At 65.8% G+C, this 15871-nt stretch carries 13 protein-coding genes; all 13 read right to left on the bottom strand.

Going from position 1 to position 15871, the window contains the following annotated elements:
- Positions 1-188: 188 nt before the first annotated feature.
- The 13 genes from WKW80_RS06190 to WKW80_RS06130 all read right to left on the bottom strand — a co-directional run bounded on the left by WKW80_RS06190 (position 189) and on the right by WKW80_RS06130 (position 15866).
- Positions 189-680, bottom strand: coding sequence for a heme-degrading domain-containing protein (locus WKW80_RS06190; RefSeq protein WP_340362665.1), 492 nt, complete (start codon positions 678-680; stop codon positions 189-191).
- A gap of 9 nt (positions 681-689) precedes the next feature.
- The gene (locus WKW80_RS06185; protein WP_340362664.1) at positions 690-2054 is read right to left on the bottom strand and encodes an MFS transporter; all 1365 of its coding nucleotides are present in this window, start codon (positions 2052-2054) and stop codon (positions 690-692) included.
- Positions 2055-2364: 310 nt separating this feature from the next.
- Complete coding sequence (locus WKW80_RS06180) at positions 2365-3525, bottom strand: dihydrodipicolinate synthase family protein (RefSeq protein ID WP_340362663.1); 1161 nt, start codon at positions 3523-3525, stop codon at positions 2365-2367.
- Between the two features lie 142 nt (positions 3526-3667).
- Positions 3668-5284: a GMC family oxidoreductase gene (locus tag WKW80_RS06175; RefSeq protein ID WP_340362662.1), complete on the bottom strand. Its 1617-nt coding sequence runs from the start codon at positions 5282-5284 to the stop codon at positions 3668-3670.
- Positions 5281-6048 carry a 3-ketoacyl-ACP reductase gene (locus WKW80_RS06170; protein WP_340362661.1) on the bottom strand — a complete coding sequence of 256 codons (768 nt, stop codon included), beginning with the start codon at positions 6046-6048 and terminating at the stop codon, positions 5281-5283. The genes WKW80_RS06175 and WKW80_RS06170 overlap by 4 nt, the downstream gene beginning before the upstream one ends.
- Positions 6045-7565 carry a GMC oxidoreductase gene (locus WKW80_RS06165; RefSeq protein WP_340362660.1) on the bottom strand — a complete coding sequence of 507 codons (1521 nt, stop codon included), beginning with the start codon at positions 7563-7565 and terminating at the stop codon, positions 6045-6047. Before WKW80_RS06165 ends, WKW80_RS06170 begins: the two co-directional genes overlap by 4 nt.
- A gap of 5 nt (positions 7566-7570) precedes the next feature.
- Positions 7571-8692 (bottom strand): ABC transporter ATP-binding protein, encoded by a 1122-nt coding sequence (locus tag WKW80_RS06160; RefSeq protein ID WP_340362659.1) that lies wholly within the window; start codon positions 8690-8692, stop codon positions 7571-7573.
- A 37-nt stretch (positions 8693-8729) separates the two neighbouring features.
- On the bottom strand, positions 8730-9587 hold the full coding sequence (locus tag WKW80_RS06155; protein WP_340362822.1) for a carbohydrate ABC transporter permease: 858 nt from the start codon (positions 9585-9587) through the stop codon (positions 8730-8732).
- 43 nt (positions 9588-9630) lie between these two features.
- On the bottom strand, positions 9631-10497 hold the full coding sequence (locus tag WKW80_RS06150; RefSeq protein ID WP_340362658.1) for a carbohydrate ABC transporter permease: 867 nt from the start codon (positions 10495-10497) through the stop codon (positions 9631-9633).
- A 60-nt stretch (positions 10498-10557) separates the two neighbouring features.
- Positions 10558-11802 carry an ABC transporter substrate-binding protein gene (locus WKW80_RS06145; protein WP_340362657.1) on the bottom strand — a complete coding sequence of 415 codons (1245 nt, stop codon included), beginning with the start codon at positions 11800-11802 and terminating at the stop codon, positions 10558-10560.
- A gap of 65 nt (positions 11803-11867) precedes the next feature.
- Positions 11868-13376: an aldehyde dehydrogenase family protein gene (locus WKW80_RS06140; protein WP_340362656.1), complete on the bottom strand. Its 1509-nt coding sequence runs from the start codon at positions 13374-13376 to the stop codon at positions 11868-11870.
- Between the two features lie 23 nt (positions 13377-13399).
- Positions 13400-14179, bottom strand: coding sequence for an enoyl-CoA hydratase/isomerase family protein (locus tag WKW80_RS06135; protein WP_340362655.1), 780 nt, complete (start codon positions 14177-14179; stop codon positions 13400-13402).
- A complete protein-coding gene (locus WKW80_RS06130; protein ID WP_340362654.1) occupies positions 14172-15866 on the bottom strand; it encodes an acyl CoA:acetate/3-ketoacid CoA transferase in 1695 nt (564 codons plus the stop codon). Before WKW80_RS06130 ends, WKW80_RS06135 begins: the two co-directional genes overlap by 8 nt.
- Positions 15867-15871: the final 5 nt, after the last annotated feature.

Genomic DNA, 15871 nt, shown 5'->3' with positions numbered 1-15871 from the left:
GCTGCGCTTCTCGGCGCTCCACAGGCGCGCCAAGCCGGGCCCGCAGGCACCTTTGCTCAAGACGGTCTGGAGGTGTTTCGAGCCTTGGATGCCACGACAGAACACCTCGACGACCCATGTCAAACACCCAGCCGCATCCAGAGGCGATGCCCGAACACTCGTGCTTTCAAATGCAAAGTCGCATGAGGTCAGTCCAGCGCCACGTCCGCCGGCGGCACGCCGCACATTTCGGCCAGCACGGCAACGACGACGGCATGGTCCTGGCGTTGCGGCGCACCTGAGACGGTGACGACGCCCACGCAGCCCATGGTGCCCACACGGATCGGGAAGGCGCCTCCGTGCACCGCGAAATCACGCGCCGGCAGCCCCATCTTCTGTTCCAGCGACATGCCTTCGCCTTCAAGCGATAACCCGACTGCGTAGGAGCTGTTGTGCAGCAGCTCGACCGTGTTGCGCTTGCGCCGGGCCCAGTCGGCATTGGCGGGCGTCGTGCCGGGCATCGCGAAGAAAAAGACGGTCTCCCGTGCGACGCGAACCTCGATGGCGAGTGCAATGCCGATGACCTCGGCACGCGAGCGCAGCCGCGTCCCAAGGTCCCAGGCAGCAGCATTGTCGAATTGCGCGAAGCACAGCCTTTGCTCCTGGATGGCCATGCGTTCCAGGTCTCGTTCGATGTTCATGCGTGTGCCTCAGGCATCGTTCATCGCATCGAGATCGCGGCCTCGCGTCTCCGGCGTCAGGTAGGTCGTGATGACGCCGGTCAGGCTCAGCACCGCGACGTAGGAGGCCAGTGGAATCCACGCGACCACGGCGCCGCCCGCGTCCGCCCATCGTGTTGCTGCCCACGCAATGATCGATGCACCGATCAGTGGCGCGATGCCGCCTGCAATCACGGCAGACACCTCCTTGCCGAGCGCCACGCCCGCATAGCGATGGCGCGCGCCGAACATCTCCGGCAGAAAGGCGCCCTGGGTCGCGAACATGCCCCACACGCCGATCAGGCTCACCGACAGCGTCGCGATGCTCGCCGTCGCATTGCCCTGGCTGAAGATCCACCAGGCCGGAAACGCCGTCAGCAGTTGATACATCGCGAAGCCGCGATACACCGGGACGCGGCCCAGCCGATCGCTGAGCATGCCCGCGAACGGGATGATCAGCGCCCCGGTGGCGCCCGCGACCAGCAATGCCAGCGGGCCGATGGTTCCCTTCAGCCCGGTCGCCGTCGCCATATAGCTGATCGCCAGCGATTGGTAGATGGACGAGCCGCCGTTCTCCGCCATCCGCAAGCCGATCACCTTCAGCACCGAGGCCTTCGAGTTCTGCATCAGGTGGCGCAGCGGATGCGCATCGACCTCGTGGCGCGCTTCGAGTTTGGTGAAAGAGGGCGACTCCTTCAGCTTGAGCCGGATCCACACCGCGACCGCGATGATGATCACGCTCAGCAGGAACGGCAGGCGCCACAGCCAGCTTTGCGAGATGTCCTCGACGCGAACCAGCATGAAGTAGATTGCCGCCGCCATCACGGTTCCGAGCATCACGCCCATGAAGGGCAGCGCGGCAAAGAATCCGCGCCGATCGGCCGGGGCGTACTCCGACATCAACACGGACGCACCGGCCTGTTCGGCGCCGGCCCCGAACCCTTGCATCAGCCTGCATCCGACCAGCAGGATGGGCGCCCAGATGCCGGCCGTGGCGTAGGTCGGGAGCAGGCCGATCAGCGTGCTGGCGAGGCCCATCAGCAGAATCGTCGCCATCAGCACGAACTTGCGCCCGTACTTGTCGCCCAGCACGCCGAACACGACGCCGCCGACCGGGCGAATGGCAAACCCGAGGAAGTAGGTGCCGAAGCTCGCGATGAGCCCGATGCTGGGGTCGCTCGACGGAAAGAACAATGGCGCGAAGATCAGCGCCGAGGCCAGGTTGTAGAGGGCGAAATCGTAGTACTCGAGGGCACTGCCGATCGAGGCGGCCCATGCGGCGCGATAGAGATCCGGGTTGGAAACGCCGGGCTTGTGTTGCGCCAAGGCGGCTGCATTGGGGAAAGTCGTAGTCATTTCAGTTTTCCAACACGCTATCGCGTGATCCAAGACACATGAACCCAGGACGAGCCCTGCGAAGTCCGTTCGTGGGCACCCGCGGAACCGGCTTCGCCGGCCCGCCGGGTGCGCCCCCTAAAGGGAGAGGCACCGCAGGCGCATCGGGGGTGTTTCATTTCACCCCACGCTACCGCGTGACCCGAGACGCTCGAATCCAGGACGAGCCTGCGAAGTCCGTTCGTGGGCACCCGCGGAACCGGCTTCGCCGGGCCGCCGGGTGCGCCCCCTGGAGGGGGAGGCGCCGCAGGCGCATCGGGGGTGGTTCGTTTCACCCGCAGGCGACGGACAGATAGCGCTGCATTCGCAGCAGTGCGAGTTCTGGATCGCTGAGCACGCCACAGCCATCGGCCAGTTCGAAGAGCTTGGCGAAATGCGCCGCGCCACGTGCCGATTGCAGGCCGCCGGCCATCGAGAAGTGGTCCTGGTGGCCGTTGAGCCAGGCCAGGAACACGACGCCTGCCTTGTAGTGGCGGGTCGGCGCACGAAAGATCTCGCGCGAGAGCGTCACGGTGGGGTCCAGCAGTTCGCGGAAGCGTTCGGTCCGGCCCGCGGCCAGCTCGCCAAGTGCCACCGCTGCTACCGGCGCGATCGGGTCGAAGATGCCGAGCAGTCCGTGCGAATGACCGTGCGCGTCGCCGGCCATCAACTCGGCATAGTTGAAGTCGTCGCCCGTGTACATCTTCACGCCGGCGGGCAGGCGTCGGCGCAGGTCGAGTTCCCACTTCGCGTCGAGCAGGGAGACCTTGATGCCTTCCACGCGCGAGGCGTTGTCGCGCACGAGTTGCGCGACGGTGTCGAGCGCGGTCGGCAGATCGGTCGAGCCCCAGTAGCCGGACAAGGCGGGGTCGAACATCTCGCCGAGCCAGTGCAGCACGACCGGCTTCGAGGCGTCTTTCAGCAGCCGGCCGTAGAGCGCCAGGTAATCGTCGGCACTGCGAGCGCAGCGCACGAGCGCGCGGCTTGCCATCAGGATCGCGCGGCCACCTTCGGCCTCGACGACTTCGAGTTGTTCCCGATACGCGGCCTCGACCTGGGCCAGCGTCACGTCGGGGCCGGGCACCAGTTGGTCCGTCCCGACACCGCAGGCGAGATCCGCGCCGGGGATGGTCTTCGCGTGGCGCAAGCTGCGCTGGATCAGTTCGCGCGCGACGGGCCAATCCACACCCATTCCGCGTTGCGCGGTGTCCATCGCTTCGGCAATCTTGAAGCCGAGCGACCAGAGGTGCTCGCGAAACGCCAGCGTGCGCTCCCAGTCGATGACGGGCGAAGCGTCCCAGGGGTCGACCGTTGCCAGTGGATTCACGACCACGTGGGCGGCGGCGAATACGGTGCGATTGAAGGGGGCCGGCGTTCCGGTCGGAACGATCGGCTGGGCCTTCAGCGTGTACGGCATCAGCGTGCCATCGGCCTGGGGAAGAGTGATCTGCATGATGGATTCCTGGATGTGGGTGGAAACATGTGCGGCGTATCAGTTGTCGGAGGCCCGTTCGTGGGCGCCCGTGGAACCGGCTTTGCCGGCCCGCTGGGTGCGCCCCCTCGGAGGGAGCGCCGCAGGCGCGCGGGGGTGGGCGTCATTTCAGCCCGAGGATGTGATCGGCGGCCTTCTCCGCCACCATGATGGTTGGCGCGTTCGTGTTGCACGAAGGCACGCGCGGCATGACGGAGGCATCGACGACACGCAGGCCCTGCATGCCGATCAGGCGCAGGTCCGGCGTGACGACGCTGTCGGGGTTGCTCGCCGGACCCATGCGGCAGGTGCCGACGGGGTGATGGTCGGTTTTCGCATTGGCGCAGGCGTAGTCGAAGAGTTCCTGGTCGGTTTCCAGCCGCGTGCCCGGCAGGATCTCCGTTTGGACGTAGCGCTTCATGGCTGGCTGACGCAGGATGTCGCGCGCCAGGCGCAGTCCCTTGATCGACATCTCGCGGTCATGCGGATCCGACCAGTAGTTGGGGTCGAGCAATGGCGCCGCCGCAGGGTCCCTGCTGGCAAGTCGCACCGTGCCGCGCGAACGCGGCCGCAGGTAGGCCGTGTTCAGCGTGACGCCGGCGTTCTTCAGCTTGGCCATGCCCGCCTCGATGCCGGAGCCGAGGCCGAGGTGGAACTGGATGTCCGGCGAGCGCGCGTTTTCCTTGGGATCGGCATACCAGAAGCCGCCGGTCTCGAACAGGCTGGAAGCCACGGGTCCGGTCTTGAGCAGCAGGTACTGCAAGCCGGCCAGTGCGGCATGCTGCGGCTTGTTGTACTTGTCGTACGTGTGGTCGCCGGTGCACTCGGCGATGACAAACAGGTCCAGGTGATCCTGCAGGTTGCCGCCCACGCCCGGCAGGTCATGGACCACCGGCACGCCGACGGCGCGCAGGTGGTCGGCCGGCCCGATGCCGGACTGCATCAGCAGCTTCGGCGAACCGATCGCGCCGGACGACACGATCACTTCGCGATCGGCGCGAATCACGCGTGGTGTCGTGTCGCTTCCGCTGACGACCTCGACACCGACCGCGCGCCCGTTTTCAGCCACCACGCGCAGCGCACGCGCCTGCATCATCACGGTCAGATTGGGCCGCGCGCGAACCTGCCTGTTCAGGAACCCGGTCGAGGTCGACGAGCGGCGCGCATTCAATTGCGTGAGCTGGTAATAGCCGAGGCCGCATTGAGACGCACCGTTGAAGTCGGGGTTGAACGGAATGCCGAGCTCCTGCCCCGCCTGGAAGTAGGCCTCGCAGATCGGCAACGGGCTGATCGGATTCGACACACCGAGCGGGCCACCGTATGCGTGGAATTCGTTGGCGAAGCGCTGGTTGTTCTCGGAGCGCTTGAAGTAGGGCAGCACGTCGCGATAGGACCAGCCGGTGGCGCCTTCCTCGCTGACCCACTCGTCATAGTCGGCGGCAACGCCCCGCGTGTAGAGCTGGGCATTGATCGACGAGCCGCCGCCGATCACCTTCGCCTGCGTGAAGCGCAGCACGCGGTCCTTCATGTGTTTTTGCGGAACGGTTTGCCAACCCCATGAGCCGATGCCCTTGGTCATCTTCGCGAAGCCCGCGGGCATGTGGAAGAACGGGTGTCGATCCGAGCCGCCCGCTTCGAGCAGCAGTACTTTCACGGAGGGATCGGTGCTCAGCCGGTTCGCCAGCACGCAGCCGGCGGAGCCGCCGCCCGTGATGATGTAGTCGTAGTTTTCGGTTTTCATAGCGTCGGAATGGAAAGGGCGCCGTCCACGTGCATGACGCTGCCCGTTGAGAAGCCGAGCTGTCCACTGGCCAGCGCTGCCACCGCGCGGGCCACGTCCTCGGGGTAGCCCCAGCGCCCCATGGGCACCAGGCCATCGGTGATGCGTTGCTCGTACTTGCCGGCCACGCCTTCGGTCATCGGTGTGCGGATCACGCCGGGCCGGACTTCGAATACGCCGATACCCAGCGGTGCGAGCCGCAGCGCGAACAGCTTGGTCAGCATGCCCAGGCCCGACTTGGAAACGCAATACTCGCCACGCTCGATCGAGGCCATCTCCACGCTGACCGATGAAACGGTGACGATGGCGCGCGAGTGCGTGGAATGCGTTTCGACCATGTGGCGCGCCACGGCCTGGGTGAAGAAGAAGGTGCCGCGCAGGTTCACTTCGAGCACGCGGTCGAACGATGCGGGCGTCACGTCGAGCAGATCGCCGCGGCTCGGTGCCGGGATGCCTGCGTTGTTGACCAGGGCCGAGATGGGGCCGTGCCATTCGGCGATACGCCGGATGACCGCGGCATGTTCCTCGACGTGGCCGAGGTCGGACTCGAAGAGCTTGCAGCGCGCGCCGTGCGCCTCGACGGCGGCCAGCGTGGGCTCCGCGCCGGTTGCTTCGATGTCGGTCAGGGCAATGTCGAAGCCACGCGATGCGAGTTCGATCGCGATGCCGGCGCCGATGCCGCGGCGCGCGCCGGTCACCACCGCCAGGGGTCGGGTCATTGTCATTGAAGGACTTCCGTTCGAAGGTGATGGCCGACGCGCAGCGCCTGCGCCGCGATGGTCAGCGCGGGGTTGACGGCCGCTGACGAGGGAAAGAAGCTGGCGTCGACCACGTAGAGGTTTTCGTGGTCCCAGGCCTTGCACAGCGGATCGAGCGCCGAGGTCGCGGGGTCGTTGCCGAAACGCACGGTGCCGCACTGGTGGGAAGGCGTGTCCATCGTGAAGGGCTTCGCCAGCACGATCGGATACCCGGTGCGCTGGATGATGCGGCTCGCGGTCCGCACCCATTTGCGATGGGCGCCCATGTTGGTGCGGTGCCAGCGCAGGTCGATGGTGCCGTCGGTGTTGACGCGCACGGTGCTGTCACGGTGCGGCAGGTCTTCGGACATGACATACCAGTCGACACTGTGTTCGGCCACCCACTGGCGCAGCACGCGGGGCGTCCATGCCGGCATGGCCCCACGCAGGATCGGTTCGCTCAACTTGCCCAGCAGTTGCAGGTTGCCCAACGGCGGTCCCTTGCCTTCCAGGTCGCTGAAGTAGCAGTCGTTGATGGAGAGCGTCTTCGGAAACCTGGTGTGATTGCGCTTGACGGGATGCAAGGCCATCAGCCCGGTGCAGTTGTGGTTCATGAAGTGGCGGCCGACGACATCGCTGGAATTGGCCAGGCCCCGCGGATGGCGCGCTGTCGCCGAGCGTTGCAGCAACGCCGCCGAGTTGACGGCACCCGCGCTCAACACGAACAGGCCGCCACGGATGCGCCGCTTCACGCCGCGCTCGATGATTTCCGCTGCCACGATGCGGCGTCCGGTGTCGTCGGTGATGAGGCGATCCACATACGCCTCGGAGGTCAACTGGACGTTGGGTTGCAGCAGGGCCGGCCGAACGAGGCATGTCTCGGCATCGCCCTTCGCATCGATGCGACAAGGAAATGCGTCGCAGGTGCCGCAGCGCTGGCAACGGCCGCCCGGTCCGAAGTCGACCGCCGCAGGCATTGGAAAGGGCTTCAGTCCCTGCGCTTCGAGGCGCCGGGCGATGTCGGCAAGCACCGGCTCATGCGGTATGGGTGCATGCTCGTAGGGCGCCCCGCGCGGCGGTTCGGTCGGATCGAGCCCGGCCTGTCCGCGAACGCCGAAGAGATGCTCGGCCTGCGCGTACCAGGGTTCAAGGTCCCCGTAGCTGATGGGCCACGCTGGCGAAACACCATCTTCGTGCTCGAGTGCGCCGAAGTCCTGCTCCCGGAAGCGGAACATGGCCGTGCCATAGAACTTGGTATGGCCGCCGACAAAGTAATACTGGCCCGGCCTGAACCGCCGCTCACCGCTGGTCCAGGTCTCCGCGCTGCGATAACGTAGGTCGACGAACACCGATTCCGGGCTCCAGTTCTCGGGCTCGCGCGGCAACACCGGGCCGCGTTCCAGGATCAACACGCGCGCAGCGGTGCCCGCCAGCTGGCGGGCGACGGCGCCGCCGCCGACCCCGGAGCCGATGATTACCACGTCGTAAACGTCGCGTGTCGTCATGGCGCTCACGCGATCAGCGATTCGGTCTTCGCGTCGAAGCACACGAGCTTCGACAGGTCGATGAGGAAGCGCGCGTTCTGCTCGGGCTTGAGCGGCGCGTCGGGCTCCAGGCGAACCGTGAACTCGTTGCCGCCCAGGTTCAGCACCACCAGCGTGTCGGCGCCCGTCGGCTCGATCACTTCGACGCGGGCATCGACGAAGCAATGCGTCGGCCCCGCGACCATGCCGTCCCGCGCCAGGCTCACAGCCTCGGCACGAATGCCGGCGATGACTTCCTGGCCGGCATAGGCCTGCAACCCCGCCGGCGTCGCCGAGGGCGGCAACGCAATGCTCACGCGCGCGCCCTGGCCGGACTGGATGTCCAGGCTCAACGCGCCGCCCGTTCCGGACACGCGCGCCTTGACGAGGTTCATGCGCGGCGATCCCATGAAGCTCGCGACGAAGGTGTTTGCCGGTTGGTTGTAGACCTCATACGGCGTGCCGAGCTGTTGAAGGACTCCGCCCTTCATCACTGCAATGCGCGTCGCGAGCGTCATCGCCTCGATCTGGTCGTGCGTGACGTAGACGATGGTCGCCTTCAGCCGCTGGTGCAGCTTCTTGATCTCGGTGCGCATGTCTACGCGAAGTTGTGCGTCGAGGTTCGACAGCGGCTCATCGAAGAGATAGAGCTGCGGTTCACGCGCCAGCGCCCGGCCGATCGCGACACGCTGGCGCTGGCCACCGGAGAGCTGCCGCGGCTTGCGATCGAGCAGATGCTCGATCTGGAGCAGCTTCGACACCGACTTGACCCGCTCGGCGCGCGCCGACTTCTCGACCTTGCGCATCTCGAGCGGGAACTCGATGTTCTTGGCGACGGTCATGTTCGGGTACAGCGCGTACGACTGGAACACCATCGAGATGTTGCGTTCGGCCGGCGCCACGTTCGTGATGTCGCGGCCCTGCAGCTTGAGCGAGCCGGCGGTCGGCTCTTCCAGCCCGGCGATGATGTTCATCAAGGTGCTCTTGCCGCAGCCGGAGGGGCCGACCAGGACGAGAAACTCGCCGTCCTGCAAGCCGATGGAAATGTCGTGCAGGATCTTGATCGGGCCGAAGCTTTTCTGCACGTTGACGAGGTCGAGGGATGCCATGATTTATCTCCTGAAAGGGTTTGGGCGATAGGGGCGTTCAGCCCTTGACCGAGCCGGCCATCAGGCCGCGAACGAAGTACTTGCCGGACACGAGGTACACGACGAGCGTTGGAATTGCCGCGATGAACGCGCCCGCGAAATGGACGTTGTATTCCTTGACCCCGGTGCTGCTGTTGACCAGGTTGTTCAACGCCACCGTGAGCGGGTAGGAGCTGAAGTCGCTGAACGACGCGCCGAACAGGAACTCGTTCCAGATGTTGGTGAACTGCCAGATCACGGTCACGACGATGATCGGCGTGCTGTTGGGCAGCAGGATGCGACCCATCACACCGAAGAAGCCGGCGCCGTCCATGCGGGCCGAGCGGATCAACTCCGTCGGAAACGCCGCGTAGTAGTTGCGGAAGAACAGCGTCGTGAAGCCGATGCCATACACCGTGTTGACGAAGATCAGGCCCTTCACCGTGCCCGCCAGGCCCAGGAAGCCCAAGGTCTTGGCCATCGGGATCAGCACGATCTGGAACGGAATGAACACCGAGAACAGCATCGCCGCGAACATCAGGTTGGCCCCGCGGAACTTGAACTGCGTCAGGATGTAGCCGTTCAACGCGCCGATCAGCGTCGAGAGCGCCACGGACGGAATCACCAGCAGGAACGAGTTGATGAAGAAGGGCTTCAGTCCCGTTGGTTGCACGCCGATCTGCGCGGTGCTCCAAGCGCTCAGCCAAGGTGCGATCGTCCAGTCGATCGGCAGCGACATCATGTTGCCGGTACGGATCTCGTCGAGCGGCTTGAACGAGTTCACCGCCATCACGTAGACCGGCATCAGGAACACCACGGCGAAGCCGAACAGGACGACGTAGAGAACGATGCGGGCGATGTCCAGCCGGGGCTGGATGCCACTGGCGCCGTGCGCGTGCGGCGCGGCATGGGTTGCTGCATTAGCCATTTTTGACCTTCCGCATTTCACTGAAGAGGTAGGGGAGCACCACGGCACCGATGGCGACCAGCATCAGCACCGAGCTGGCGGCGCCAACAGCCATCTCGTTGCGGGTGAACGTGTACTGGTACATGAAGACGGAAGGCAGCCAGGTCGATCGGCCCGGTCCGCCATTGGTCAGCGCGATCACCAGGTCGTAGGACTTGATGGCCATGTGCGCCAGGATCACGAAGGCCGAGACGAACACCGGCCCGAGCTGCGGCAGGATGATCCGCAGGTAGATCTGCCAGGTCTTGGCGCCGTCGACCTTGGCCGCGTTGACCTGCTCCGTGTCGACGCCACGCAGGCCGGCCAGGAACATCGCCATGACGAAGCCGCTGGTCTGCCAGACGGCGGCGATCACCACGCAGTAGATCGCCATCTCGCTGTCCTTGATCCAGGTGAAGGAGAAGCTCTCCCAGCCCAGCAGATGGATGGATCGCTCCAGTCCCACGCCGGGGTCGAGCAGCCACTTCCAGGCCGTGCCGGTGACGATGAAGGACAGCGCCATCGGATAGAGGAAGATGGACCGGAACAGGCTTTCCGAGCGGATCTTCTGGTCGATCAGGATCGCCAGGCCCAGGCCCATTGCCATCGCGATGAGGATGTAGAGACTGGCAAAGGTCGCGAGGTTGGACAGCGACACCTGCCAGTTCTCCAGCCCCAGCAGTCGCGCGTAGGCGGCAGTTCCGGCCCATTCCGTCGTCGGCAGCATCGTCGACGTGGTGAAGGACAGGTAGATCGTGAACATGATGTAGCCATACACGCACACCAGCACGAGAAACACGCTGGGGCTGAACAGCAGCTTGGGTAGGTAACCGGATTTCATGGCAGGGCTCCGCTGGCCGGGTGGCGTGCGCCACCCGAAGGTCGAGGGAAGGTCGGGCGCTCAGTTCTTGGCGGCCGACACCAGTTCCGCGACAGCCTTCTTGTCGTCGATCTGGCCGTTGAAGTGACGCGTGATCACGTCGTAGAAGGCGCTCTTCATCGAGGCCGGCACCGCATGGCCGTGCGCGATGGAGCCGACCAGCGTATTGTTCTTGCTGGCTTCGGCCACGTCCTTGATGGCTTTCTTGCCGCACTCGTCGAAGGCTGCATCCGCGACGTCGGAACGTGCAGGTGCGGCACCCTTGATGACATTGAAGGACGACTGGAAGGACGGGTCCATGACGTCCGCAGCCATCTTCATCTGCGCGGCTGTCTTGGCCGGATCGCTCAGCTTGAACATCGCGAAGTTGTCGGTGTTGAATGCCGCCGTGCCCTGCGTGCCCGGGAAGCGGTAGCAATTGAAGTCCTTGCCCGGCACCTTCTTCGCATTGACGAACTCGCCCTTGGCCCAGTCGCCCATGATCTGGAAGCCTGCCTTGCCGCTGATCACCAGGCCGGACGCGACATTCCAGTCGCGGCCCGAGAAGTCCTTGTCGACCAGCTTGCGGATCTGCGACATGCGCTGGAACACCTTCAGCGTCGTGGGCGAGCCGAGCGTCTTCGTGTCGAGGTCGATGAAGGCCTTCTTGTAGTAGTCGACGCCGCCGGTCGCCAGCACGACGCTGTCGAAGACGGTCGCGTCCTGCCAAGGCTGGCCGCCGTGCGCGATCGCGATGAAGCCGGCCTTCTGCACCTTCTCGGCGCTGGCGATGAATTCGTCGAAGTCCTTGGGCTCGCTGGTCACGCCGGCCTTGGCCAGCACTTCCTTGTTGGCCCAGATCCAGTTGGTCGTGTGCAGGTTCACCGGCACCGCAATCCACTTGCCGTTGAACTTGGAGAACTTTTGCAGCGCAGGTGGCACCACCTTGTCCCAATTACCCTTGGCGGCCAGGTCGTTCAGGTCGGCGAGCACGCCTTGCTTGGCCCAGTCCTGTACGTCGAAGCCGAGCAGTTGCACGGCCGTCGGCGGGTTGCCGGCCGTGACGCGGGCGCGCACCGCGGTCATCGCGGCCTCGCCGCCGCCACCGGCCACGGGCATGTCGTTCCAGGTCACGCCCTGCTTCTCGAGCGTTTGCTTGAGCACGTTGAGCGCCGAGGCTTCGCCGCCGGAGGTCCACCAATGGAGGACCTCCACGCTTTGTTGCTGGGCGAGGGCGGGGACCGCAAAGGATGCGGCGATCGCGAGGGTGATGAGCTGCTTCTTCATGATGTCTCCAGTAAGTAGTTGGGGCGGGGGTTCAGGGGTCGGAGCGGTGGTCGGGCGAGGGAAAGTCAGCGCGGCAGGTACCAGTCGGTGCGCGCGCCGATGTGCATGTGCAGGGTCTTGGTCTCGGTGTAGTCCTCGGTCGCGAAGCGGCCGAGCTCGCGGCCGATGCCGCTTTCGTGGTAGCCGCCGAAGGGCAGCTCGGCATGGCCTTCGAGGAAGGTGTTGACCCAGACCGTGCCGGCCTTGATGCGCCGTGCTGCCGCCAGGCAGGTACTGAAGTCCTGGCTCCAGACCGCGGCCGACAGGCCATAGAGCGTGCTGTTGGCCAACTCGACGGCTTCGTCCAGGTCCTTGAAGGTCAGGACTGCCAGCACGGGCCCGAAGACTTCTTCCTTGGCGATCGCCATGTCGCGGGTGACGCCCGTGACGACGGTGGGTTCGACGTACATGCCGGTCGTGTCGATGCGCGAGCCGCCGAGTGCGACCGTGGCGCCACCGCGGCGCGCGCCTTCGACGTGCGACAGGATCGTCTCGAGTTGCTTGTCGGTGGTGATCGCGCCGACCTGCACGCCGGGCGTGAGCGGGTCGCCGACCTTCACCAGCTTCGAGCGCTCGACAACCGCGGCCGTGAAGCGCTGCGCAATCGCTTCATGCACGAGGATGCGGCTGCCGCTGTTGCAGCACTGGCCGGCGTTGAAGTAGATGCCGAACACTGCGGCATCGACGGCCGCGTCCCAGTCGCAGTCCGGGAAGATGATCTGGGGGTTCTTGCCGCCCAGTTCCATCGAGACCTTCTTCAAGGTCTGTGCGGACTTGGCAACGGCCTGCTTGCCAACGGCGGTGGAGCCGGTGAAAGACAGCATGTCGACATCCGGGTGCGTGACCAGTACGTCGCCTACCACGCTGCCGCGGCCGACCAGGATGTTGACGACGCCATCGGGCACGCCGGCGGCCTGGAGTATCTCGCCGAGCATCACGGTCGTGCCGGACGTCACCTCGGCCGGCTTCACCACCGCGGTGCAGCCTGCAGCCATGGCGAACGGCAGCTTCTGGCTGACGATCAGGAACGGAAAGTTCCAGGGCGTGATGATGCTGACGACCCCGATGGGTTCGCGCAGGACCACGCCAAGTGTCGTCTCGCCGAGCGTGTTGTAGCTGTCGCCGTGCAGGTTGCGCGCCAGTGTCGCGGCGTAGTGCCACAGGTCGGCAGCGCCGTCGATCTCGGCCAGCGACTGGCTCATTGGCTTGCCGTTCTCCAGCGTCTCCATCAATGCCAGTTCGTGCTTGCGCGCCAGGATGCCTTCGGCGACAGCACGCAGGATGCGCGCACGTTCGGCGCCCTTCATGTGCGGCCACGGTCCCTTGTCGAAGGCCTTGCGCGCCGCGGCGATGGCGCGTTCGGCGTCGACGACGCCCGCCTTGGCATAGACCGCGACCAGGGTGTCGTGCGCCGGTGAGCGGCGGTCCAGCGTGCAGCCGTCGGCTGCATCGGCCCACTTGCCGTCGATCAGGAGCTTGCCCTGGAAAGGTGTGCGGCTCAGTACGTCGGGTTGGGTGATTGAAAGGGTGCTCATGGAGTTGTCCTGTGTTTGAAAGATCAGCGGCCCAGGTAGCTGGGTGCGCGCTTTTCGCGAAAGCTCTGGATGCCTTCGGTGGCGTCCTGCGTCGAAGCGGCGAGGGCGCCCGCCATCGCCTCCAGCGTGGCGGCAGCGTCTTCGCCTGCCGCCGCGTTGATGAGTTGCTTGGTCAGCTGCAACGACACCGGCGCCTTCGTCGCCATCTCGCGGGCCAGCGCGGCGGCGCGGGTCCTCAGTTCGGAGGCAGGCACTACCTCGTGAACCAGCCCGGCACTCAACGCATCGCGGGCCGACAAGCGGGTGCCGCTCAGCGCCAGGTACTTGGCACGGCTCGCGCCGATCAGCTGCACCAGTCGCTGCGTGCCGGACCAACCGGGACACGTCGCGATGGATGCTTCGGGCAGCGCGAACTGCGCTGTGTCGACGGCAATGCGGATGTCACCCGTGATCGCCAGTTCGAGGCCGCCGCCGAACGCGTGCCCATTGACGGCGGTGATGACCGGCTGCCGAAGGCGCGCCCACTGGTCGAACACCTGGTGACCGCGGCGCACCCAGCGGCGCCACATGTCCAGCGGCTGCAGCGCGGCCCATTCGTTGATGTCGGCGCCCACGCAGAACGCCTTCTCGCCGCCGCCCAAGAGCACGACGACCCGCACATCGGTGTCGGCGTCCAATTCCCGCGCTGCAAGTTCCAGTCGATCCAGCATCGCCGGCGTCAACGAGTTCAGCTTGGCCGGCCGGTTGAGCGTGACCGTCGCGACGTGTGCGTCGCGCTCCAGATGGACCAGCGACTCAGACACGTTGCCTCTCCTCGACCATGACCGGCAGGTCGACCGCGTCGGCGAGCAACGCTGCCTCGGCTGCACGGCGCTTTGCCGCGACCTCGGATACGGCGCCTCGACGCGGCTCCTCGGCCTTGAGCTGCAGGCCGAACGGCGCGTCGGTGAACAGTGCCGCGTCCATCACCCGCAGGTCCTTCGCCACCCGAAGCGCCACCTCGGCCTGGTCGAGCACGTCGCGCTGCAAGTCGACGCCGGGTGCGATCTCGCGCACGACCAGGCCATCGTCCTCGAGATCGATCACGCAGCGCTCGGTCACGTAGGTCACGCGCTGCCCGCGCTGGCGCCCGATCACGCCGCTGAAGGTGATGTGCTCGGCCGACTTGACGAACTTGCGGGTCTTGCCTTCCTTGAGGATCGTCAGCCTGCCGTTGCCCACTTCGAGCTTGGCGCCTGCCGTGAAGAAGCCGGAAAACACGATGCGCCGGGCATGCGCGGTGATGTCCACGAAGCCGCCGCAGCCCGCGGTGAGGTAGGGCTTCGAACCCAGCTTCGAGACGTTGACGCTGCCGTTGCCGTCAACCTGCAGGAAGGACAGCAAGGTCACGTCGAAGCCGCCACCCTGGAAGTAGGTGAACTGGTTCGGCGAGGCCATGATCGCGTCCGCGTTGGATGCGCATCCGAACGCGAAGCCAAGCAGCGGCATGCCACCCACGGCGCCTTGCTCGATGGCCCAGGTGACTTCGCCATGGAGCCCTTCCTCCAGCAGGATGCGGGGCACGTTGGCCGAGATGCCGAAGCCGAGGTTCACCGCATGGCCGTGCGCCAGTTCCATCGCCGCGCGGCGCGAGATCACTTTCTCGGCGCCCCACGCTTGCGGCTCGAAGGTCGCAAGGGGCTGGGCGATTTCGCCGCTGATGGCCGGGTCGTAGGGCGTCTGCGTGGTCTGCCATTGCTCGGGGTCGACCACGAGGTAGTCCACGAGGTTGCAGGGCACATGCACGTCATGCGGGCGCAGGCTGCCCTGCTTGACGACGCGCTTGACTTGCGCAATGACGATGCCGCCGTTGTTGCGAGCGGCCAGGGCCTGGTCCAGGCCGCCGAGCAGGGCGCCCTCATGTTCGTAGGTCAGGTTGCCGTGCTCGTCGGCCGTGGTGGCACGGATGATGGCGACCTGCGGCGCGATCGCCGGAAAGTAGAGCCACTCCTGTCCGTCGAATGTCTCCTTGCGCACGACCGGGTTGGCGGCCGCGGCCTCGTTCATGGCGCAGCCCTGCAGGTCCGGGTCGACGAAGGTGCCGAGGCCGACCTTGGTCAGCACGCCGGGGCGCTTCGCGGCGGCATCCCGATGCATGTCGTAGAGGATCCCGCTGGGGATGTTGTAGGCCTCGATCTCGTTGTCCACCACCATGTGCCAGATGGCAGGCATCGGCAGCGAGGAGGGGCCGCTCGGATAGGACCCGGCCAGCACGCGGGACAGCAGTCCCGGCTTGGCGATGTGGTCGATGCCCTTGATGCCGTACATGTCGCCGGCGGCAATGGGGTTCAGCGTGGTCAGGTTGCGCGGAAGGCCTTCCTTGTCGAAGCGCGCGCCGAGGGCGGCCAATACCTTGTCAGGGCAGCCGAGGCCGCTCGACGAACTGATGCTCACGACATCTCCGGAACGAACAAGTCCCGCCGCCTGGTCGGCGGATATCACTTTTTTCATGGAAT

Origin of the sequence: Variovorax humicola (assembly GCF_037889915.1) — a bacterium.
Taxonomy (GTDB): domain Bacteria; phylum Pseudomonadota; class Gammaproteobacteria; order Burkholderiales; family Burkholderiaceae_C; genus Variovorax; species Variovorax humicola.
This window is presented reverse-complemented; position numbering and strand designations above follow the sequence as displayed.